The following is a 20,464-nucleotide window of genomic DNA, read 5'->3' as shown; positions in this document are numbered from 1 at the left end:
ACAAAAAATCCGCTATATTCAGTTAAAACTGTACATAGCGGAATTTTATTTTTTAATTTATTATTAAACAAACATCGTTACAGGATTCTCCACAAACGTACGTAACGTCTGTAAAAATGCTGCTCCAGTTGCTCCGTCTACAGTTCTATGATCACAGGCTAGAGTTACTGTCATCGTATTACCTACTGCTATTTGACCATTTTTAACTACAGGTTTCTGAACGATAGCTCCAACAGATAAAATTGCTGAATTTGGTTGGTTAATAATTGAGGTAAACTCTTTTATCCCGAACATACCTAGATTAGAAACAGTAAAAGTACTGCCCTCCATTTCTTGTGGTGTTAATTTTTTAATTCTTGCTCTACCTGCTAAATCTTTTACAGAAGCTCCTATTTGATTAAAAGTCATTTGATCTGCAAATTTCAATACAGGAACTAATAAACCATCTTCAACTGCTACAGCAACACCTATATGAATATGTTTTGCGATTAATGTAGCTGCTTCCGTCCATTGTGTATTCACTCTTGGATGCTTTCGCAATGCCATGGCACATGCTTTCACTATCATATCATTGAATGAAACCTTCACATTTGGATCAGTATTTATAGCTTTTCGAGCGGCTATTGCATGATCCATATCTAGCTCAACTGTTAAGTAATAATGAGGAGCCATGAATTTTGATTCACCTAGACGCCTTGCAATTACCTTTCGCATTTGTGAATTTTTCACTTCTTCAAATGCTTCTACTCCAACAGGAACATATGCTTGACTTAGCCCTGAAGCTGCAGGAACATAATTTTCTATATCGCGTTTAATAATACGCCCATTTTCGCCACTACCTTTTACCAATTTTAGGCTAATTCCTTTTTCTTCGGCTAATTTTTTAGCTAAAGGAGAAATAAATACACGAACATTATCTGAAGCCGCTGTGGGTTGAGATACAGTTACAGGAACCTCCTTTTTTATTTCTTGAACAGCAGGAGTTGCTTTTTCTTCTTTTACTTCTGAAACAGTTTCTGAAGAAGAATAACTCTCCATGATTCCAGTAACATCTGTTCCTTTAGGTCCTAAAATAGCTAAAACAGTATCTACCAAAGCAGATTCACCTTCAGCTATGCCTATTTTTAATAAAGTACCCGTATGGAAAGATTCGAATTCCATCGTAGCCTTATCAGTTTCAATTTCAGCTAAAATATCACCTTCCTCTACTGCATCTCCTTCTTTTTTATTCCAAGTCGCTACAGTTCCTTCCGTCATTGTATCACTTAAACGAGGCATCATAATTACCTCTACTCCTTTAGGTAATTCTATAGATTTAGATTCTTTTATTTCTAAGATCTCTTCTGAAAAAATTTCTTCTTTAGTTTCAGTATTTTTTTCAACTACAACATCAGGAGTTCCTTTTATTAAACTTGATATATCCTCACCTTTCTCTCCAATGATACATAAAAGTTTATCAACTAAAGCCGTTTCACCTTCTTCTATACCAATATGTAATAACACCCCTTCATTAAAAGATTCAAATTCCATCGTTGCTTTATCTGTTTCGATTTCAGCAAGGATATCCCCTTCTTCAATTTTCTCACCAACTTTTTTAAGCCATTTAGCAACAGTCCCTTCTTCCATGGTGTCGCTTAAACGTGGCATATTAATTACTTCAGCCATAGGTATCTATAATTTATGTGGTAAAAATGGATAATCTTCTTGTTCATATACACTATCGTACATAACATTTTTCTCTGGATAAGGAGATTCGTCTGCAAACTTTTCACATTCAATAACTAAATCCTTAACACGTTTATCAATTACTTTTAAATCTGCTTCGGTAGCATATTTTTTCTCAAGAATAATATCTTTAACGTATGTAATTGGGTCCTCTTTTTGTTTTTCAGCTACTTCTTCCTTAGTTCTATAGTGTTGCGCATCACTCATTGAATGACCTCTATAACGATAAGTTCTAATTTCTAAAAATGTAGGTCCGCCTCCACTTCTTGCTCTTTCTATTGCTATATCTAATTCTTTAGCCACTGTTACAGGATTCATTCCATCAACTGGCTTACAAGGCATTTCATACCCTAAACCAAGCTTCCAAATATCTACGTGATTGGCAGTTCTTTCAACTGAGGTACCCATAGCATATCCGTTGTTTTCACAACAAAAAACTACAGGAAGTTTCCAAAGCATCGCTAAATTAAATGCTTCGTGTAAAGAACCTTGACGTGTTGCTCCATCGCCCATAAATGTAAGGGTAACTGCATCTCTTTTAAAGAATTTATCTGCGAATGCTAGGCCTGCTCCTAATGGTATTTGTCCTCCAACAATACCGTGGCCTCCATAAAAACGATGTTCTTTTGAAAATATATGCATAGATCCTCCAAGACCTTGTGATGTTCCAGTTGCTTTTCCATATAATTCGGCCATTACTCTTTTGGGATCAACACCCATTCCAATTGGCTGAACATGATTTCTGTAGGCAGTTATCATTCGATCTTTAGTAAGATCCATTGCATGTAAGGCACCAGCTAAAACAGCTTCTTGACCATTATATAAATGCAAAAAACCTCTTACTTTTTGATTGATGTAAACTTGTGCTAATTTATCCTCAAACTTACGCCAAAAGTACATTTGCTCGTACCAGTCTAAGTATGTCTTTTTTGTTATTTTTTTCATGTGTTTATATTATTTTATTAAAACGGTCACATGCTGTTCGCTATTAATCATCCTCGTTAGTGATAAAGTTTTTAACATGCTCGTTTCATAAAAATTAAATCGTTTTTTCTTGGAAGAAAAAAAATTCACGAAATACAAAAATACTATATTATTAAATACTAAAAAATACAATATTGAAAAAGAATAGTTAATTGTTAGTTTTTGAAGTTTAAAGATATTCCTTATTAAAAACTAAAGGCAATAAATCTTTAATAGAGCTTGCTTTAATCACTTTACCGGATTCACCCATGAAATAGGTTTCTATGTTTGAATCTTGTTTTATTTCATATTCAACCAATGCTTGTCTGCAAGCGCCACATGGTGGAATAGGATCTGTTATCACTTTTTTTAAAGATCTTGCGGTAATTGCTAAAGAAACAATTTTTTGAGAAGGGTATACAGCGCCTGCATGATAAATTGCTACTCTTTCGGCACATAAACCAGAAGGATAAGCAGCATTTTCTTGGTTATTACCAGGAATAATTTCGCCTGACTCTAGTAAGAGAGTTGCACCAACTTTAAAATGTGAATAAGGCGCATAAGCATTTTCACGTGCTTCATGCGCCTTATTCATTAAGTTTTGAATCGAAGAAGGTAATTCCGAAATTGATTCGAAAACCTCTAATTCTGTTTTAATTATTATTTTTTTCGCCAAATTCTAATATTCGTCGTATTCATCTCCAAAATTGAAAGTTAGACCAAAACGAAGTGAACCTTCTAATGGACTTCTTACTTTTGAAGTTGAAAATAAATAAGAGACATCAATATTAATTGCTGTGTATTTAAAACCAGCTCCAATTGATAAAAACTTTCTTGAACCTTTTTCTTCACTTTCATTAAAGTATCCTGTTCTGAAAGCAAATGAATCTTGGTACCAGTATTCTGCACCAATAGCCCAAGTAAATTCTTTTATTTCTTCTCCAAATCCATCAGGAGCATCTCCAAATGATTGGAAAATTCCTGAGAAGAAACTAATATCTTGATAATCTGCATTGTTTTCAGCAATTTCTTCAGTAGTAATTTCACCATCACCATTTAAATCTGGATTTTGTGGCGTTGGAACTAATAGTTTATTAAGCTCTATGTTTACTCCTACTTTATTGTATTCATCTAAAATAAAGTCAAAACCAACACCTAAACCTAAGTTTGTTGGAAGGTTATTTTCTTGACCTACTTCATCATACTTAATTTTTGGTCCAATATTAGAGATATTAAATCCACCTCTCCAACGACCATCGAAATCACTATATGCTATTTCTTCACTCTGGTAGTAACCAGAAATATCAACGGCGAATGAACTCGCTGCGGTAGCATCTCCTTCTAAGGCACCAATTTTAAGGTCTGACCTTAAGTAACGTCCAGTAACGGCCATTGCAATACGATCACTAAGTCGTAATGAATAAGAAAGATCAAAAATTAGTTCATTTGGACTTTCAATTAGGGGTTCTTGAATGGCATCTTGTCTTAACTCAACATCACCTAAACTAAAATAACGTAAGCTTCCTGCCACTGCACTACGCTCATTTAATCTGTTATAATATGTTAAGTTACCTAAAAATATGTCATTAACTAACTGACTTAAATAAGGGGTATAGGTAACTCCAACTCCTTGTTTTGAAATAGCAAATGCATATTTTGCAGGGTTCCATTGTTGTGAAAAAGCATCGGCAGAAGTAGCTACTCCGATATCTGCCATACCAGCAGAGCGAGCATCACCTGCAATTAATGCAAATGGCACTGCTGTTGTTATAACTCTTCTATCTTCATCTTGTGCAGAAACTTTAATAGTAAATAATACGATTAAAATTGGAATGATAATTTTTTTCATGAGGTATTTAAAATTTTGACAAATATAATTTATAATTTTTATAGAATAACTAGTTTTTCATATTTTTCAACTAGTTGGTTTGTTAACGTCGATTTTACTGAAATCTTATATACATAGACACCTTTTCCAATTAAATCTCCAAAATCATCTTTTCCGTCCCAAATTATTTCACGTGAAAGAAACCCGTCTGTGTTTATTATTTGATTTTTTGTCCAAACAATTTTACCTGTAACTGTAAAAACTTGAACTTGTACGTTTAATGGTTCAAATGGTCTATTGTGATTAAACCAAAACTCGGTATAATTTACAAATGGATTGGGATAATTTAATACTCGAGTAATTTTTAATTCATCATCATTTGCAACAACAAATTGTATATCTGCTGTGGAAGAATTATTATATACATCCCAAGCTTTTAAAGTTAAGGTATGTAATCCGTCTTCTAAATCTCTTAGTTTAAAATTTGTAATTCCTTTTGTGAAATCATCAACTTCTGCTTGATAATACTCATTTAAAACAAAAGGATTTGCTTCATCACCGTCTAGTATTGCAGTAATATCATGGCCAATCCCACTAGCGGTATTAATACCGTTATCATCTTGTAATTTAGCTATTAAAAATGGTGAATCGTTTGTAATTCCACCAGAAACAAAGCTTTCATCATTCATGAAAAGTTGAATTAATGGGCCTTCATTATCTTCAGGGGCATTTTCATTTAATCCTCCAACTTTTAAATCTAAGTTATAACCTGTTTGGTTTTCTAATTCGTTATTTTTTTGAGAATAAAAATTTACTCTCCCTAAACCAACAGGAATTTGTATGTCTCTTGGCACTACAAATTCAAATTCAAAGAAACCATTATCAACTGTAGCTTTACCATTAAAGATTGTTTCCCCTAAGGTTGTAAAGTTTAATATTAAAAGTTCACCATTCTCAGTTATTCCATCATTCCCTAATGTATTTCTTTGGACATCTTTATCAAATATCTTAGCTTCTAATACCCCATTATAATCTGCAAATAACTGACCGTTTTCTTGAAGTATTTCTCCTCCAATTCTTACTTTACTTAATGCTTTTAGTGTATCTGTAGCTTGTCCTATAGGCACTCCATTTAAACTAGTTAGACGAATACTCTTTTTAGGAAACGCTAAATGCATCGCAGGATCCCCTATATAAAAGATTACCCTCCTATTGCGATCATTATTATCAATAAAGTTTTTAGTTATTCGTAATGCTTCTGCAGGAGTTTCGGGATTGTCTTCTCCAAAACCAAATAGGTGTTCTGTCAAATCTTCATTAAATGTAACCCCTAAAGTTACACTTACAGAACGCGTAGTTGTGATCATAGAAATTGCTCCTCCTTCTTTATTCCAATAGGTAAATTCTCCAGCTGTTGGTCTTAGCGGGTTATCAAATTTGGTAAATTCGCAAGTAACAGTGACAATACAAGGGTATCTATTTTTATTTTGTAAATTTTGCGCTTCGCCTTTTGTGAAAACAAATTCTTTTGCTAATCCATCTTCACCTCCATGTCCAAAATAGTTCACAATTAAACTTCCAACTTCTACCGCATTTTTTATTGCTTCATTAACTTCAGGATATCTATTACCACCTGCTGATGTTTCTTGTTGAAATGCATCTGAATGAATCTTTTTAACATTTATAAAAGGCTTTTCGTTGGATACTTCATCACCTATTCCATCTAAAACAACTTCTAATCTATGATATTCATATACTTCATCTACATCATCTGAAATTATAACAAAATTATTTCGCCAATTCCCATAGGATACTTTAGACTCATAGTTTACAATTTTATCAATCATAGCATTGGCTAAACTAACCTCATCTACCAATATTCTTCCTACCGCAATATCTAATTTATCTGTACCTGTCATACTTCCTTCGCTAATATCCATGGAGCCATAAAAATCATCAGACATAAAAGAAGAAAAGGTACTTGTACTTGGTCTTGTATGAAATGTCGGTACTATGTTGTTATTGTTTGGAAGTCTAGACTTATAATCTACGGAGCTATCGCCAAATAAACAGAGGTATTTTATTTTTTTATCATCGGAAGATGCATTTTCATATATATATCTTACAAAGTTTCTAATGGCACTAATATCTTGTTTTCCTGAGCTAAATTCATTGTAAATTTTATCTGTAGTTACCACTTTTACATTTAGCCCATCTATTGTTTTTCTATGATTTGCAAGACGTAAAGCAGGCTGTAATAAAAATGGTGCCGTAATAATTAAATAATCTATATCTTTAAAATTACCTGAAGCATCATTAAAAATAGTCCCTTTTAAATTTTGATTATAAACTACTGTTTCAGGACCTTTGATGGGTGTGAAAAAATCGTTAGGATTAATAGCTACATATTCTCTTAAATCTCCAAGAAATGCTTTAAAACTAAAAATTGATTGGTTCTCTGAATTTTGTTTTGCAACAACTGATTGAATATCTGTAACATCCCAAACCTGAGAAAATTGATCTGCACTACTAATTTGATATTCACCAATTCCAAACATTTCGTCTGCATCACTGATACGAAAGGATAATTGACCTCCAATACCTACTAATTGTCTAATTGCATTCACTCTTATATAATCTATATAGCCAACGCTTGATGGATTTCCAGCATTATTATAAATTAAATCTACTTTAACGGTTTCGCTACCTGCAGGTAATATTTCTGTAGAGGTTCTTGTGTTCAATAATGTTGGATCATCTATTGCATTAAATGTTAATGGGTTTACACTAGTTTCATTTATAGAAATTGCCATTGAAGTTTGCGATTCAGAAGCAGAAGCAACTTTAGTTACAATTTTCATAGGTTCTCCTTCGACAATATTGGGGAAGGTAAACTCAAAATGTTGTTCGCTTTCAATATCAAATCTATTTCCATACCATCTTCTTCCAACTATCGCTGGGGAGTATTGATCTTGTTCATGAAATTGAGAATCGTTAAAACTTGTAAAAGAAACATTAGAACTGCCAGAAGGCTCAACCATTTCTTGAACTCTCATTCCGGGCCCACCGTCACTTGTGATAAAATAATAAGATTCTTCATTATAGGGATTAATATTAGAGTCATTTTCAAGATGATATCCTTCGGTACTGATTCCATAAAACAAAACATAATCGTTAGTGTCAAAAGACCCGTCTTCCTCACCTATTACTTGAATAGCATTTTCTGGTATATCAAAAAATAAATTTTCATTATTTTTTAGTGGCAATGGTTTCCCTCCACTACTATAAATTTTTATATTTCTTGGATTTATACCATCGGTATTCATTCCTAAACTAGACAAAAAACTTTTACTTATTCGATAAATACCTGTTTTATCTATTTGAAACTTGTACCAATTACCTGTAGCTAATACAGAATTTGAGATTGGTATTCTATTTGATCCCGAATTTAAACCACCTGTAAATTGGGTTGCACTTTTAGTGTAGGTAAATGAAAAAGAAACTACTTTTTTATATTGACCCTGAATATTTACTACAGGAGATATAGTTATCGAACTAAAAATAATATCCCTTGCCTTTGTACTATACACAGAATAAACAAGTTCATTTGGTATTAAGTCTTTATTTATTTTATTTAATTCATCTGTACTTATTGCACTATAAGAAACATTAAATACTTTTAATGAACTTTCAATAGCAAAGCCATCATCTTGCCATTGTTTATTATAACTTAATGTAAAATTATCGATTAAAAGATTTAATCTAGTTGGTTTTTTAACTTTTGAGACACTGGTTTTGTTTTGAGTTAGAGAACTCCAATTAATAATAATATCTCTTTTCTGCGCTAAAACTGTAATAGGCAAGAAAAATATAATAAACAGTACAATTTTTTTCATCTTAATAAATAACGCTTGAAATATACACTTAGTATGGTTATTTAAATTAAAATTTTTCATAAACATCAATTTTATATAATATTTTAGAAACAAATACGTTTCCTTTAGGTCAGTAGAAAAAAAGTATTGAACCTGACAGTTTATTAATTATTAAAATATTATTGACTTTTTATCGTTAATTACTATATTGCGAACCCAAATTTTTCATAACCGGAAAACTATGAACTTTAGAAAAACCCAAATACTACAGCTTTTTATCGTTGTAATTTCGACCTTATTAATGGTTAGTTGCAACAAAACCAGAGACTATAAAAGTAGCTCTCGAGCTACAGGATGGAAAATGAACGCCAAAGAAGGCGGTTTCCAACATAATCCAGATGCTAAAGAACAAGAAACCGGACCAGGTTTAGTCTTTATTGAAGGTGGTACATTTACCATGGGTAAAGTACAAGATGATCCAATGCATGACTGGAATAATACTCCAAACCAGCAACACGTTCAATCATTTTACATGGATGAAACAGAAGTTACCAACCTAATGTATCATGAATACTTAGACTGGTTAAAAACAGTGTTTCCTCCAGAAGATGAAAATTATAAAAACATTTACAAAGGTGCGCTTCCAGATACATTAGTATGGAGAAACCGTCTTGGTTACAATGAAGTTATGACGAATAATTATTTACGTCATCCTGCTTATTCAGACTACCCTACGGTAGGTGTTAGTTGGATACAAGCTGTAGAATTTTGTAACTGGAGAACAGATCGTGTTAATGAAATGATCTTAGAGGTTGAAGGAATAACCTCTAGGGATGCTAGATATAATGCAAAAGCTGGTGAGACCTTTAGTACTAAAACATATTTAAATGCCCCAACACAGACTTACGGTGGAAATGATTCTATTACTAGAGGCGGTAAAAGATCTGAATCTTTAGCAAAAAGAAGTAAAGACAGTACTAACTTATATGTACAACGTAAAGATGGTTTGCTAATGCCAGGTTATCGTTTACCAACAGAAGCTGAATGGGAATATGCAGCTCTTGGATTAGTTGGATTACGTAGTTATAATGTTTATAGAGGTAGAAAAAAATATCCTTGGGATGGGCAATATACTCGTTCTGGAGCAAGAAGATCTCGTGGTGACCAATTAGCTAACTTTAAACAAGGTGATGGAGATTACGGTGGTATTGCTGGATGGAGTGATGATGGTGCAGATATTACTGCTGAAGTAAAATCATACGAGCCTAATGACTACGGATTATACGATATGGCAGGAAATGTTGCTGAATGGGTTGCTGATGTTTACAGACCTATTGTAGATGATGAGTTTAATGATTTTAACTACTATAGAGGAAATGTATATACAAAAAACTTTATCGATAAAGATGGAAAAGTGAAAATTGTAACCGCAGACTCTATCGTTTATGATACCTTAAGTAATGGTAAAATTATTGCTAGAGACTTGCCGGGTGAAATCGTTCAAGTACCTGTAGATGAAAATGAAACTTATTTAAGAACCAACTTCTCTAAAAGTGATAATATAGATTATCGTGATGGAGATAGATCTTCAACAAGATACTATCAATCATTTGGTGATGATGATGAATCTGAAGAAGAAGACTCTAAACGAATGTATAATTCACCTAAGCACCAAGTTTCTGCTGATAGTTCTGGAACAATGGATCGTCAATATGATAAAGATGCAAGTAGAACTTCTTTAGTTAATAATGAAGTTAGAGTTTATAAAGGGGGTTCTTGGAGAGATAGAGATTATTGGTTAGATCCTGCTCAAAGAAGATATTTTCCACAAGATATGTCTACAGATTATATCGGGTTTAGATGTGCAATGTCTCGTGTAGGTTCAAAATCTAAAAAAGGAAAAAGACCAACACATTAATCGTCTTTTATTATAAAATAATTAAAAGCCCTTCATAATTATGGAGGGCTTTTTTTATATCTTTATTCTATGAACATAAAAACACTTCATCAATATTTTTTAAAGAGCTCTGGGGTTTGCACTGACACACGTAACATTAAAAAGGATTGTTTGTTTTTTGCCTTAAAGGGGGAAAACTTTAATGGAAACAAATTTGCTGTAGAAGCGATAAAAAAAGGTGCCATTAAAGTAATAATTGATGAAAGGAAATACCAACTACCCACTGGCGAAACCTTACTTTTTGAGAATGTTCTCACTACCCTACAAGAATTAGCCTCGTTTCATAGAAATTACCTTAACATGCCGATTATAGCACTTACAGGAAGTAATGGAAAAACTACATCTAAAGAATTAATTAATTGTGTGTTATCTAAAAAATTTAGAACTACTGCTACCATTGGAAATCTAAATAATCATATAGGAGTGCCCCTAACGCTACTTTCAATGAATCTTGAAACAGAAATTGGAGTAGTTGAAATGGGTGCTAATCATCTTAAGGAGATTGAATTATTATCAAATATTACACAACCTAATTATGGTTACATTACTAACTTCGGAAAAGCACATTTAGAAGGTTTTGGTAGCTTAGAAGGTGTAATAAAAGGAAAAACAGAATTATATCAATATCTTAAAAACAATAATAAAACTATTTTTATTAATGCAAATGACCCTACACAATTAAAATATTCCGAAGAGATAAAAAGCATCACTTTCGGAAATAAAAATCAAGATTTTCATGTAGATTTAATAGATGCAAGCCAAAAAGTAGTGGTTTCTTTTCAGAATTTAAAGATACAAAGCCAATTAATTGGATTATATAATTTCGATAATATTGCAGCTGCTATTGCAATTGGCAGCTATTTTAAGGTTTCAAAAGAAGATATAAAAGAAGCAATTGAAACATATATTCCAACCAATAATAGATCTCAAATCATAGATAAAGAAAGCAATAAAGTCATTTTAGACGCTTATAATGCAAACCCATCTAGTATGTTGGCAGCACTTGAAAACTTTATTCAATCTGAAGGAGCTGATAAAATAATGTTTTTAGGAGATATGTTTGAACTAGGAAATGATGCTGAAAAAGAACATCAATACATCGTTTCATATATAGAAAAAAACTTCAAAGGAATAGCCTATTTAGTAGGTGAAAATTTTTATAAAACAAAAACAAATGCTTCAAATATTCATAAAATTGAACATTTTGAAGCATTAAATACTTTACTAGAAAATCTAAATTTTCAAAAAAAACATATCCTGATAAAAGCTTCACGTGGGATGGCTTTAGAAAGAATACTTGATCTAAATTGTTTTAGTTAACTATTAACTTCTTAGTAAGTGATGTGCCTTTTTGAGTCGTTAACCTAGAAAAATAAACACCACTTGATAATTGAAGGTCAGCTAATGAAATTTTATGAGTACTTGCTTGTATCTCTTCATTCATTAATATTTTCACTAATTTACCTGAAGTATCGTAAATTCTTAGGTAAATAAATTCCGCATCTTGTAAGGTAAATTGTATATATGAACTCTCATTAATAGGGTTTGAAGAAACTAAATATTCATAGGTATTTGCATTATAATCGCTATTAGACAAAAGACTTAAATCAACAAATATTACTGAAGACCCCATTGGTATTCCCATGATGTCTGTATCTTGATTATATCCAATATCTGCAGGATTATTTAAACTAGGTGTTGTAACTATTTCAGAAATAGAAAAATCATTATTATATTTTGTAATTCTATCTGGAGACCATGAAGAAATATAATAATTCCCTAAACTATCATCGACAATACCATCAATATTTGTAAGGCTTGTTGTAATAATAGTCGTAACTAAATTTGTTCCTAAATCTACCGCTTTAACTTGTGCACTACCACCCCAAGTAACAAATAACAATCGATTATTTGTTCCATCGTATAATACTCCGTTTGGTGTTCCTCCTGTATTCGATACGAGTTCTGTATAGGTTGGGTTTGAAATATCACTTACATCGATTGAATATATTTTTCCTGCTGAAAAATCTGTGACAAAAAGCGTATTTGCTCCATCATTTGTCAATCCATTTAAAAAACTAACTCCAGGTATTATAAGGTTCATTACCTCATCTTCATTGCTAAGGTCATATCCTTTTATTCTATTTGAAGCAACAGCAAACAAAGTGTTTCCAAGAACTTCTAATCCGTGAGATGCATTTCCAGCACCAAAATAACTTAGATTTCCCTCACCATCATCTGCAATAATTCTAGAACCATTAGCAACTAACCATTGATTATTTACAGGGTCAAACTCTACACTTTCAGCAGATTGATAACTTTGTGCCATTAAGAAAGACACACTAAATAGGAACACAAATTTGATTATACTTTTCATAGTTTTTTTTTCGAAGCTACTAAAAATAAATGATAGTTATTTAAAAAAATAAATTCCGCAAACTTGCGAAATTTATTTTTTAATATACACTCAAAAATCCTCTGAAATTAAATTGCTTTTTCCCATGCTCTATTTTTAAATGCATCGTCAACAGGAGTATGAAAAAAATGATTAAAATAGTTGCTCATCGTTTTTACACCAATTCCAGCTATAACACCTAAAATATGACTTTCTGTATAACCCGAATTTAAAAAATTATTTATATCTTTTTCAGAAGGTAATCCCCTTGTAACAGTCATAACTCTAGAGAATAAGCTCAATGCCTTTAATTTTTCATCAGGTATTTCTGAATTATTTCTAATTGCATCAGTCACCTCTGTTGGAACTTTAGACATCATATCACCAACAAAACTATGGGCAGCCATACAATAGTCACAATTATTTTCATAAGCTACTGATAAAAAGACCACCTCTTGCTCCTGAGGAGAAAACCCAGAATTGGCTCTAAAAGAAGTATAAGCCGAAACATACCCTTCTAATAAAGCAGTGTTATTTGCCATACCGGCATACATATTAGGGATCATTCCCATTTTCTTTTTTGTTGTATTTAATATTTCTTTTGAAATATCAACTAGTTCATCACTTGTTTTAAGTTTTAAATTCATAATTATTATTTTTAAATTAATATTTCTAAGCATTTGCTTAGTTTAGGTGTAAAAAAAAGCTATAAATTTTCAAATGTATTTTCAATAAAATCATTTAGCTGATCTGCTTCAAACATTTTTGAAGCTACAGATAAACCTTGTAAAGAAACCATTAAATAATTTGCTTGCTTATTTATGATACTATGTTTTATTAGTGAATTGAATTTTAGTTTTTCTATAAATAAAGATTTTATATCTGTCGCAAACTTTATAATTTCAGAAGTTATAATAGGGTCAGCGTTTTCACCTAATTCATTAACAGTATTAGTAAGTAAACACCCTTTACTCTTTTTAGATTGCTTAGAAAATTCTATAAAATCTTTAAAGTATTGTTTTATTGCTCCTTTTCCTTCCTTAGAATTCTTCAGATTATCAATAAGTTCATTTTTTGCTTTTCTTTTATAACATTTTATACTCTCTAGAAAAACACCTTGTTTATTACCAAAACTAGAATATATAGAAAACTGATTAATTCCCATTTCTTTTTCTAACATTCGAACAGAAGTAGCTTCATATCCATTACGCCAGAATAAACCCATGGCCTTTTCAATTACTTCTTCTTCAATATATTGTTTTTTCCTTGCCATATTTCAAACTCTGCAACAAAACTAATCAAACGCTTAGTTACAATAAAACTATTAACGTTTTTTTATACTTTAACTATAAAATTTAAGCAGTAATTCGATTCATCGTAATAGACTTCTTCTTAAAACTGAATCTAATCTGTTGAAAATCACCATTTCTAAGTTTTTCAATTTCTTCTTCTGAAATATCAAAGCTAACTTGTGACATAAACCGGTTTGAAATAGTTGAAAATTCGGCAACTATTTCTTGTGTATCAGATTTTAATTCAAAATCTTTAGCTCCGCCAATAAAACTTAAGGTTCCTCCATTAAATGTTTTAATATTGATTCCGCTAAAAAGAATTGTTTCTAAAAATAAATACCCGTTTATATCGGAAACACCCACATATATCTGACCTTCTTTAGACTCAGCAATTTTATCGCCATCAACATTTTCCATTTTTTCTTCAGTAAATGTATCCACATGCAATCGTTCCATTGCTTTTACACTTCCAAACGCTGCTAGTACTTTATCTATTTTTTTGAACATAATTGATATACTATTTATTAAATTTTAATCGTTTGCAAAGATTAAAAATTATCCACCAATCATCACATTAAAAGCTTCGTTAATTATTTCATCTCCATAAGCTTTTGTATCTACCACTATTGAAGCTGCCATTCCTCCTATTATTATAACTATTAAAAAAAATGACAAAGCAAAATTAGCCCCAAGAATTCCTGCGGAAACAAAAAAATAATTCACCACTATAAAATTTAAATAATGAAAAAAGTTCTGAAGTAACGTGGAGTTTTCAAAAATATTTAAGAGATGACAAAGGGCAACGTATCGATTACTATTTTTCAGCGACTAAAAACACGCGTTCAAAAATTACCAAGCATTTGTAATCTCTTAGGAATCATAATACCCTAGCTTTAAATAGTTGTTTTTAAAATCTGTCATTTTATGGATAAACTTTTTATTATCCTGATAGTTTTTGTTTTTCTTAAACTGTATACAATTTCCGTTTGAATGAATGCTAAACGTTTGGGTGCTATAGATAACTAAGCGGTAAAATGGTATTATCCAAGAATAACGATCTAGCCTATTTGTAAAATGTATGATAATTCCTTTAGGTCTTAATTCAATGTTCGCATAATTAATAGCTGCTGAATGCATATTCTTAGGCTGTAGTTTAGCACTTAATTCTTCTATCATGAACCTACTAGAACCAATAGTTCCCATTTTTATTTTTTCAAAAAAAGTAAATGATTTTCCTACTAAATGGGTGCTTTCTTTTGTATAATCTTTGTTTGTATAACTTGTATTAAATATCATTTTACTTTCTTTAATTTATCTTTTTTAATTATGTAGGGACCCTAAATACTCTTCTCCATTCGCTATATGTTTTTGTTGCTTTTCAAAAGGCATTTTATCAAACATTCTAACTAACATTCCCAATCGAGGATTTGATAAAAAGAAATCGCGATGGGTATGCATAAATCGCCAAAACATACCATCCCAAATATCTTGCCATTCTCCTTTTTTGTAGTTGCTCATTTTCATTAGATAATTACTGCCACTTATATAGGGTTTAGTAGCCATTAATCCTCCATCTGCAAATTGACTCATTCCGTATATATTGGGTACCATCACCCAATCATAAGCATCTATAAAGAGCTCCATAAACCATCTATACACTTCGTCTGGATCAAACTCACACAGCATCATGAAATTACCTAAAACCATTAAACGCTCTATATGGTGGCAATAACCCGTTTGCAATACTTTTTTAATAGTTTGGTCAATGGGCGGAATACCGGTAGTGCCGTCATAAAATGAAGCAGGTATTTTCTTTTTAAATTTCCAGAAATTGCTGGTACGTTCTTCGCTTCCTCTAGACTCATATACCCCTCTTATAAACTCTCGCCATCCTGTAATTTGGCGCACAAAACCTTCGGTAGAATTAATAGGTACATTGTTTTCTTTAGCATAGAGCAAACACGCCTCAATAATTTCTTTGGGTGTTATTAAACCTACATTAAGCATCGGTGTTAACACACTGTGGTTTAGTATAGAATTTTCAGCAACAATAGCATCCTCATATGTGCCAAATTCCATAAAGCGCTGCTCAAAAAATTGATGAAGCCACGCTTTTGTCGTTTTAAAACTGGTTGGATATAAAGAATGTTCTGTAAGGCTTCCTAAATGAGTTGAAAAGTGCGTTTCGACATAGTGTTTGGCTTCTATATAATAGCTATCTATATCTGGAAATTGAATAGATGGTGGTATCTTTTTAGCAGGGTATTTCTTTCTGTTTTCAGTGTCAAAGGTCCATTTACCACCTGTTGGTTTGCCATCAGAATCCATCAAAATATTTCGCTTTTTACGCTGCTCTGTATAAAAAGTAGTTTGATGGTATTTCTTTTTATCACTTCTAAAAAAAGGTACTAGGTCTTCTTTAGAATTTAAAAATAAAGGAGATGTATGTTGAGTGGCTGTTATTCCACTTTCTAAAAATCCCTTATCTAATCTTTTTTGAAGCCAATTATCTGTTGGATCTATATAGTTGATGTGCGCAACACCTTGTTGTTTCAATTTAGGGATGAGTAGTCTGATATCCGAAATATCTTCTGTAGCTTCAATATAGCGTACTTCAAGGTTTTTATCTTTCCGAAGAAAATCTGCATACCGTTGCATAGTTGCTCTATGAAAGGCTATTTTTTGCTTGTGGAATGGATACTGCTTAAAGAACAGGTATTCCTCTATTAAATAGAAAGTAGCATCCTTCACAAAAAGTGGAGACTCTTGGAATAATTGATGTGGAAATAGTATGTTAATTTGTTTCATTTATTTCTTCTACAGCGTTCACTACAATATTTAACTTGATCCCAACTCTTTTCCCATTTTTTACGCCACGTAAACGGACGCTCACAAACGACACATGTTTTTTGGGGAAGGTGTTGTTTTTTCATAATTAAAATTCTGGCACTTCTTTTACTCTCACATAAGGGAAGTTTCCTATTTTTTTTAATGAATAGTAACTATTTAAACCAGAAATACCAACACTATTTGCAGCCTCTAAATCAACATCACCGGCTATTATTGATGTATCAGGAAGTATAAGATGCTCTATTTCTCCAACTACTAAAACAGTATTATTAATCTTAATATCAATCGCTTCTACAAAACGCATTCCCATTTTAAAGGTACTTTCTGCTACAAAGGGAGCTATAAAGTCGTTGATGTATTCTTCAGAAAGATTGCAACGGTTAAATTCCGAAACATCCACATGGAATTTTGCAGAAGTGTAATGGGCATTTTTTATAAATTCTGGATGAATATGATTAATCGTGTAACAACCATTTTCTATAATATTATGGTAGGTATGCCCTGCATCTGTTGTTCTAGGCCTAGATATAAAGCCTAAAAGTGGAGGGTTACTTCCTAAATGCACTACCGAACTAAATATTGCCAGATTGGTTTGATTTTCTTTGTTAATGGTACCTATAAGATTTGCAGGTTTGATGCCTGTAGCTGAATTAATAATTTTTAACCGACTAATACGATCTAATTTTTCTATGTCTTCTTTAGTGTAAATCATTATGTGTTCTATTTACATGAGTGTTTAGTAAGCGTTGCTTCTCTTTTTGCACTGCTGGATGCTTTTTATGTCCCCAGATTTTATCTCTTGCGATTTGTGCACTTTCTTTCAAATTCACAATAGGCAAGGGATAATCCTCTCCTATCACAACGCTACAAAAAGCTTGTTCCATTGGTGTCATTTTCCAAGGCTCGTGAATATGAGTAACAGGAACATTCCTTAGTTCTGGAATCCATTTTTTTATAAATATACCTTCAGGGTCATGCTCTTGTGAATTCTTCACAGGATTGTATAATCGCACCGTATTAATACCTGTTGTGCCAGCCTGCATTTGAAATTGCGGATAGTGAATACCTGGTTCGTAGTCTAAAAATTGCCTTGCTAAGTGGTAGGTTCCATCTCGCCAATCTTGATCTAGATTTAGTGTTAAAAAAGAAACTACCATTGCGCGCATTCTAAAATTAATCCAGCCCGTTTGTTCAACGGCACGCATACAGGCATCAATTAAGGGATAACCTGTTGTGCCTGTTTTCCAAGCTTTAATAAAGGTTTCATTTTTTATATGTGCTAATAGCTCATAACCGCTGTTAATACAATTGGTTTCATAACTACATTCTACTTCAAATTTCTGAATAAAATGACAATGCCAATGCAATCTGGTAAGCATCGCAGAAAAAGCCCTCGTGTTTTTTGTTCCGTTAGGGTGTGTGCCAATAAATTGAAAGGCCTGTTTAATACTCATATTTCCCCAAGCTAAATAAGGCGATAGTCTGCTGCATCCCATTCTACTTTCGGTAGGCTTTGAGATGTGTTTTTGATAGTTAAAACCTCTTTGGTTCGTAAATGATTTTAAATAGCGCCAGGCATTTTGCTCTCCAGCGGGCTGATATTGTTTCGAGTATTCTTTTAATTGCGCTTCTTTTTTTTTAGGAAGTGAAAAGTGATGTTCAAATGGCTCTTCCATTGAAACTGAATACTTGTTTTGGATTACTGGCGAATGCATTGCAATATGCCATTGTTTGTTCCAAGCATCTCTGTTTTTAATTCCTCTTAGAATCCCATCTCGCTGTGACTCTTCCCATTTAATATGATGCTTTTTACAAAAAGAACGCACTTGTTTGTCACGCTCCCAAGTTCTTTGGGTCCCGCTTTCTCGAAAACTAAAAAGGCCTCTTATATCAAAGGATTCTTTCAAGTATTGAAATACGTCAATAGCTTCTCCATAGAAAACATCAACACGTCTATTTGAAGGAACTAGTGTCTTGTTTAAGGCTACAATAGAATGATAAATAAACTGTAAATGCCTTGGACTTGTATCTGGATATTCAATGAGTGACGGCTCAAACAAGTACATTATGCGATATGGAATACCCGCTTGCTCTGCCTTTAGCAGCGGTTCGTGGTCTTGTGAGCGGATGTCACGTTTTAACCAAACAATATTTATAGCTTGGTTTTTCAATAGGTAAGCTCTTTTTTACATTTTTTCCAAAAGGCAAAGAAAGAAGGATAGTAGCCCTGCACATCAAACATCCAATCTCTAGGTTCTTCAATGCCTTCGTAGTGATTGTTTAAGGGATGCTCTTTATAGTAAATATTTTCGGAGGAGAAATCTGTATTGAAATCTTTAAATTCTCCAATATAGATTTGAATATTATCTATATTCTCTTCGGAAAATTTAAGGATAAAATCAATCGTTTTTTGCGATACGGGATAGTGCTCAAAATGCGAAGGCTCCAATAATAGAACTCTATTTACAGTAAGCTCTTTTTTCCAAAGTGGGTCTAGATTGTAAAAATTATAAATGCAGGTCGGAAGTGTTTCATCAATGCTAATTGACCTCTGATTTGGCAAAGGAGTTTTTAAAATTATTTGTGAAGTATTTTTTAAAATTTCTGGAATTTCTAGGGTGTTAAAAGCGTCATAAGGCACATCTAGAAAAGTATTTTTTTGTTGAGTGAAACAGTATTTGTTTATATTGTCTTGATTAGCAACATATTTCTTATTCGCATTTGCTCCAGCCACCCATTGCCAGCTTAAGGCGTTGCTAGCCCAATCTGCATCGAGTAAATGATAATACATCCATTGTGCTGGGACTTTCCAATGACTTTGCCCCATATTACAGGCAATAGATGCGATATACATTCTTAAATGATTATGTAAATAACCTGTTTTATAAAATTCTTGAATGGCTTTATCTATAGCTTCAACACCTGTCTTGGCTTCTACAATTGCTTTTGAAATCGAAGTATTTGAAACAGGATATTGCGCGTGTTTTAAATCTTGATTAATAGCATCACCTTTGGCAACCCAAACCTGTTGCCAATAATCTCTCCAAGCTAATTCTTGTATAAATTTTTCTATCTGAGCAGGAGTATAACCACGATTTAAAACTTCAGAAAGTATAAAGTTTGTAGAAACAATACCTCTAGAAATATAAGGCGATAAATATGTAACTGAACCATTAGTGTAGTTTCGCGTTGAACCATATTTAATGGGATTAATTCGGCGAACACGTTGAAGAATTTCAGAAAATGTAGTTGGGAAAAAAGAATCTTGGGTTTTAAATAATTCCATTTATCGCTTACTTATTTTATTTCCTGAAATTGCTTTTTGACGAGAACATTTAAAGCGAGTAATATCTGGATTTCGTTTTTTTAAATGTTTCTGGCTAACACCACTATTTACTCGTTTACGCCAGCGTTTAAAACTAGATTCTTTCAAGTTTCTACGCATTAATTTAATTATTTCTTTTTCTGGCAATCCAAATTGATAAAGAATTGCTTCAAAAGGAGTGCGGTCTTCCCACGCCATTTCTATGATGCGATCTAACTCTCTTAGTGTTAATTGTTTTGTTTCTACCATAAAAA

19 protein-coding genes are annotated in these 20,464 nt (G+C 32.4%); 2 read left to right on the top strand and 17 right to left on the bottom strand.

Going from position 1 to position 20,464, the window contains the following annotated elements; all coding sequences use genetic code 11:
* Window positions 1-63 precede the first annotated feature (63 nt).
* The 5 genes from ABXT64_RS10060 to porU all read right to left on the bottom strand — a co-directional run bounded on the left by ABXT64_RS10060 (window position 64) and on the right by porU (window position 8,412).
* The gene (locus ABXT64_RS10060; RefSeq protein ID WP_443632797.1) at window positions 64-1,665 is read right to left on the bottom strand and encodes a 2-oxo acid dehydrogenase subunit E2; all 1,602 of its coding nucleotides are present in this window, start codon (window positions 1,663-1,665) and stop codon (window positions 64-66) included.
* A 6-nt stretch (window positions 1,666-1,671) separates the two neighbouring features.
* Window positions 1,672-2,670: a pyruvate dehydrogenase (acetyl-transferring) E1 component subunit alpha gene (pdhA, locus tag ABXT64_RS10055; RefSeq protein WP_443632796.1), complete on the bottom strand. Its 999-nt coding sequence runs from the start codon at window positions 2,668-2,670 to the stop codon at window positions 1,672-1,674.
* 208 nt (window positions 2,671-2,878) lie between these two features.
* Complete coding sequence (cdd, locus tag ABXT64_RS10050; RefSeq protein WP_443632795.1) at window positions 2,879-3,364, bottom strand: cytidine deaminase; 486 nt, start codon at window positions 3,362-3,364, stop codon at window positions 2,879-2,881.
* 3 nt (window positions 3,365-3,367) lie between these two features.
* Window positions 3,368-4,537 (bottom strand): type IX secretion system outer membrane channel protein PorV, encoded by a 1,170-nt coding sequence (porV, locus tag ABXT64_RS10045; protein ID WP_443632794.1) that lies wholly within the window; start codon window positions 4,535-4,537, stop codon window positions 3,368-3,370.
* Window positions 4,538-4,575: 38 nt separating this feature from the next.
* Window positions 4,576-8,412, bottom strand: coding sequence for a type IX secretion system sortase PorU (gene porU / locus ABXT64_RS10040; protein ID WP_443632793.1), 3,837 nt, complete (start codon window positions 8,410-8,412; stop codon window positions 4,576-4,578).
* Window positions 8,413-8,632: 220 nt separating this feature from the next.
* Between porU and gldJ the strand changes: the two genes are divergently transcribed.
* Together gldJ and ABXT64_RS10030 are read left to right on the top strand one after the other, a co-directional pair.
* The gene (gldJ, locus tag ABXT64_RS10035; RefSeq protein ID WP_443632792.1) at window positions 8,633-10,309 is read left to right on the top strand and encodes a gliding motility lipoprotein GldJ; all 1,677 of its coding nucleotides are present in this window, start codon (window positions 8,633-8,635) and stop codon (window positions 10,307-10,309) included.
* 69 nt (window positions 10,310-10,378) lie between these two features.
* Window positions 10,379-11,668, top strand: coding sequence for a UDP-N-acetylmuramoyl-tripeptide--D-alanyl-D-alanine ligase (locus ABXT64_RS10030; protein WP_443632791.1), 1,290 nt, complete (start codon window positions 10,379-10,381; stop codon window positions 11,666-11,668).
* Here ABXT64_RS10030 and ABXT64_RS10025 read toward each other — a convergent pair.
* The 12 genes from ABXT64_RS10025 to ABXT64_RS09970 form a co-directional block, all read right to left on the bottom strand.
* Complete coding sequence (locus tag ABXT64_RS10025) at window positions 11,661-12,725, bottom strand: T9SS type A sorting domain-containing protein (protein WP_443632790.1); 1,065 nt, start codon at window positions 12,723-12,725, stop codon at window positions 11,661-11,663. The two genes, ABXT64_RS10030 and ABXT64_RS10025, sit on opposite strands and share 8 nt — an antisense overlap.
* A 107-nt stretch (window positions 12,726-12,832) precedes the next feature.
* Entirely contained in the window at window positions 12,833-13,390 is a 558-nt protein-coding gene (locus ABXT64_RS10020) for a carboxymuconolactone decarboxylase family protein (RefSeq protein WP_443632789.1), read from the bottom strand.
* 59 nt (window positions 13,391-13,449) lie between these two features.
* A complete protein-coding gene (locus ABXT64_RS10015; protein ID WP_443632788.1) occupies window positions 13,450-14,016 on the bottom strand; it encodes a TetR/AcrR family transcriptional regulator in 567 nt (188 codons plus the stop codon).
* 82 nt (window positions 14,017-14,098) lie between these two features.
* On the bottom strand, window positions 14,099-14,542 hold the full coding sequence (locus tag ABXT64_RS10010) for a hypothetical protein (RefSeq protein WP_443632787.1): 444 nt from the start codon (window positions 14,540-14,542) through the stop codon (window positions 14,099-14,101).
* 48 nt (window positions 14,543-14,590) lie between these two features.
* Window positions 14,591-14,758, bottom strand: a complete 168-nt coding sequence (locus ABXT64_RS10005; RefSeq protein ID WP_443632786.1) for a hypothetical protein — start codon at window positions 14,756-14,758, stop codon at window positions 14,591-14,593.
* Window positions 14,759-14,905: 147 nt separating this feature from the next.
* A complete protein-coding gene (locus ABXT64_RS10000; protein WP_443632785.1) occupies window positions 14,906-15,331 on the bottom strand; it encodes a hypothetical protein in 426 nt (141 codons plus the stop codon).
* 24 nt (window positions 15,332-15,355) lie between these two features.
* Window positions 15,356-16,843, bottom strand: coding sequence for a cryptochrome/photolyase family protein (locus ABXT64_RS09995; protein WP_443632784.1), 1,488 nt, complete (start codon window positions 16,841-16,843; stop codon window positions 15,356-15,358).
* Window positions 16,840-16,968, bottom strand: a complete 129-nt coding sequence (locus tag ABXT64_RS09990; RefSeq protein WP_443632783.1) for a DUF2256 domain-containing protein — start codon at window positions 16,966-16,968, stop codon at window positions 16,840-16,842. Before ABXT64_RS09990 ends, ABXT64_RS09995 begins: the two co-directional genes overlap by 4 nt.
* 2 nt (window positions 16,969-16,970) lie before the next feature.
* Window positions 16,971-17,597 (bottom strand): flavin reductase family protein, encoded by a 627-nt coding sequence (locus ABXT64_RS09985; protein ID WP_443632782.1) that lies wholly within the window; start codon window positions 17,595-17,597, stop codon window positions 16,971-16,973.
* On the bottom strand, window positions 17,584-19,056 hold the full coding sequence (locus ABXT64_RS09980) for a deoxyribodipyrimidine photo-lyase/cryptochrome family protein (RefSeq protein WP_443632781.1): 1,473 nt from the start codon (window positions 19,054-19,056) through the stop codon (window positions 17,584-17,586). The genes ABXT64_RS09985 and ABXT64_RS09980 overlap by 14 nt, the downstream gene beginning before the upstream one ends.
* The gene (locus ABXT64_RS09975) at window positions 19,053-20,171 is read right to left on the bottom strand and encodes an FAD-binding domain-containing protein (protein WP_443632780.1); all 1,119 of its coding nucleotides are present in this window, start codon (window positions 20,169-20,171) and stop codon (window positions 19,053-19,055) included. The genes ABXT64_RS09980 and ABXT64_RS09975 overlap by 4 nt, the downstream gene beginning before the upstream one ends.
* Complete coding sequence (locus tag ABXT64_RS09970) at window positions 20,172-20,459, bottom strand: TIGR03643 family protein (protein WP_443632779.1); 288 nt, start codon at window positions 20,457-20,459, stop codon at window positions 20,172-20,174.
* Between the last annotated feature and the right edge of the window lie 5 nt (window positions 20,460-20,464).

Source organism: Candidatus Marifrigoribacter sp. Uisw_064 (genome assembly GCF_047730175.1).
Taxonomy (GTDB): Bacteria; Bacteroidota; Bacteroidia; order Flavobacteriales; family Flavobacteriaceae; genus Marifrigoribacter.
Note: the sequence above shows the minus strand (reverse complement) of the source record. Positions and strands in the feature narration are given on the sequence as shown.

Excerpts from the sequence above, each read along its gene's own strand:
- ABXT64_RS10025 (WP_443632790.1), bottom strand. The coding sequence starts at position 12,725 with ATGAAAAGTATAATCAAATTTGTGTTCCTATTTAGTGTGTCTTTCTTA.
- porV (WP_443632794.1), bottom strand. The coding sequence starts at position 4,537 with ATGAAAAAAATTATCATTCCAATTTTAATCGTATTATTTACTATTAAA.
- ABXT64_RS10010 (WP_443632787.1), bottom strand. The coding sequence starts at position 14,542 with ATGTTCAAAAAAATAGATAAAGTACTAGCAGCGTTTGGAAGTGTAAAA.
- ABXT64_RS09970 (WP_443632779.1), bottom strand. The coding sequence starts at position 20,459 with ATGGTAGAAACAAAACAATTAACACTAAGAGAGTTAGATCGCATCATA.
- ABXT64_RS10020 (WP_443632789.1), bottom strand. The coding sequence starts at position 13,390 with ATGAATTTAAAACTTAAAACAAGTGATGAACTAGTTGATATTTCAAAA.
- ABXT64_RS10015 (WP_443632788.1), bottom strand. The coding sequence starts at position 14,016 with ATGGCAAGGAAAAAACAATATATTGAAGAAGAAGTAATTGAAAAGGCC.
- ABXT64_RS09975 (WP_443632780.1), bottom strand. The coding sequence starts at position 20,171 with ATGGAATTATTTAAAACCCAAGATTCTTTTTTCCCAACTACATTTTCT.
- ABXT64_RS10000 (WP_443632785.1), bottom strand. The coding sequence starts at position 15,331 with ATGATATTTAATACAAGTTATACAAACAAAGATTATACAAAAGAAAGC.
- ABXT64_RS09990 (WP_443632783.1), bottom strand. The coding sequence starts at position 16,968 with ATGAAAAAACAACACCTTCCCCAAAAAACATGTGTCGTTTGTGAGCGT.
- ABXT64_RS10030 (WP_443632791.1), top strand. The coding sequence starts at position 10,379 with ATGAACATAAAAACACTTCATCAATATTTTTTAAAGAGCTCTGGGGTT.
- gldJ (WP_443632792.1), top strand. The coding sequence starts at position 8,633 with ATGAACTTTAGAAAAACCCAAATACTACAGCTTTTTATCGTTGTAATT.
- ABXT64_RS09995 (WP_443632784.1), bottom strand. The coding sequence starts at position 16,843 with ATGAAACAAATTAACATACTATTTCCACATCAATTATTCCAAGAGTCT.
- porU (WP_443632793.1), bottom strand. The coding sequence starts at position 8,412 with ATGAAAAAAATTGTACTGTTTATTATATTTTTCTTGCCTATTACAGTT.
- ABXT64_RS09985 (WP_443632782.1), bottom strand. The coding sequence starts at position 17,597 with ATGATTTACACTAAAGAAGACATAGAAAAATTAGATCGTATTAGTCGG.
- ABXT64_RS10060 (WP_443632797.1), bottom strand. The coding sequence starts at position 1,665 with ATGGCTGAAGTAATTAATATGCCACGTTTAAGCGACACCATGGAAGAA.
- pdhA (WP_443632796.1), bottom strand. The coding sequence starts at position 2,670 with ATGAAAAAAATAACAAAAAAGACATACTTAGACTGGTACGAGCAAATG.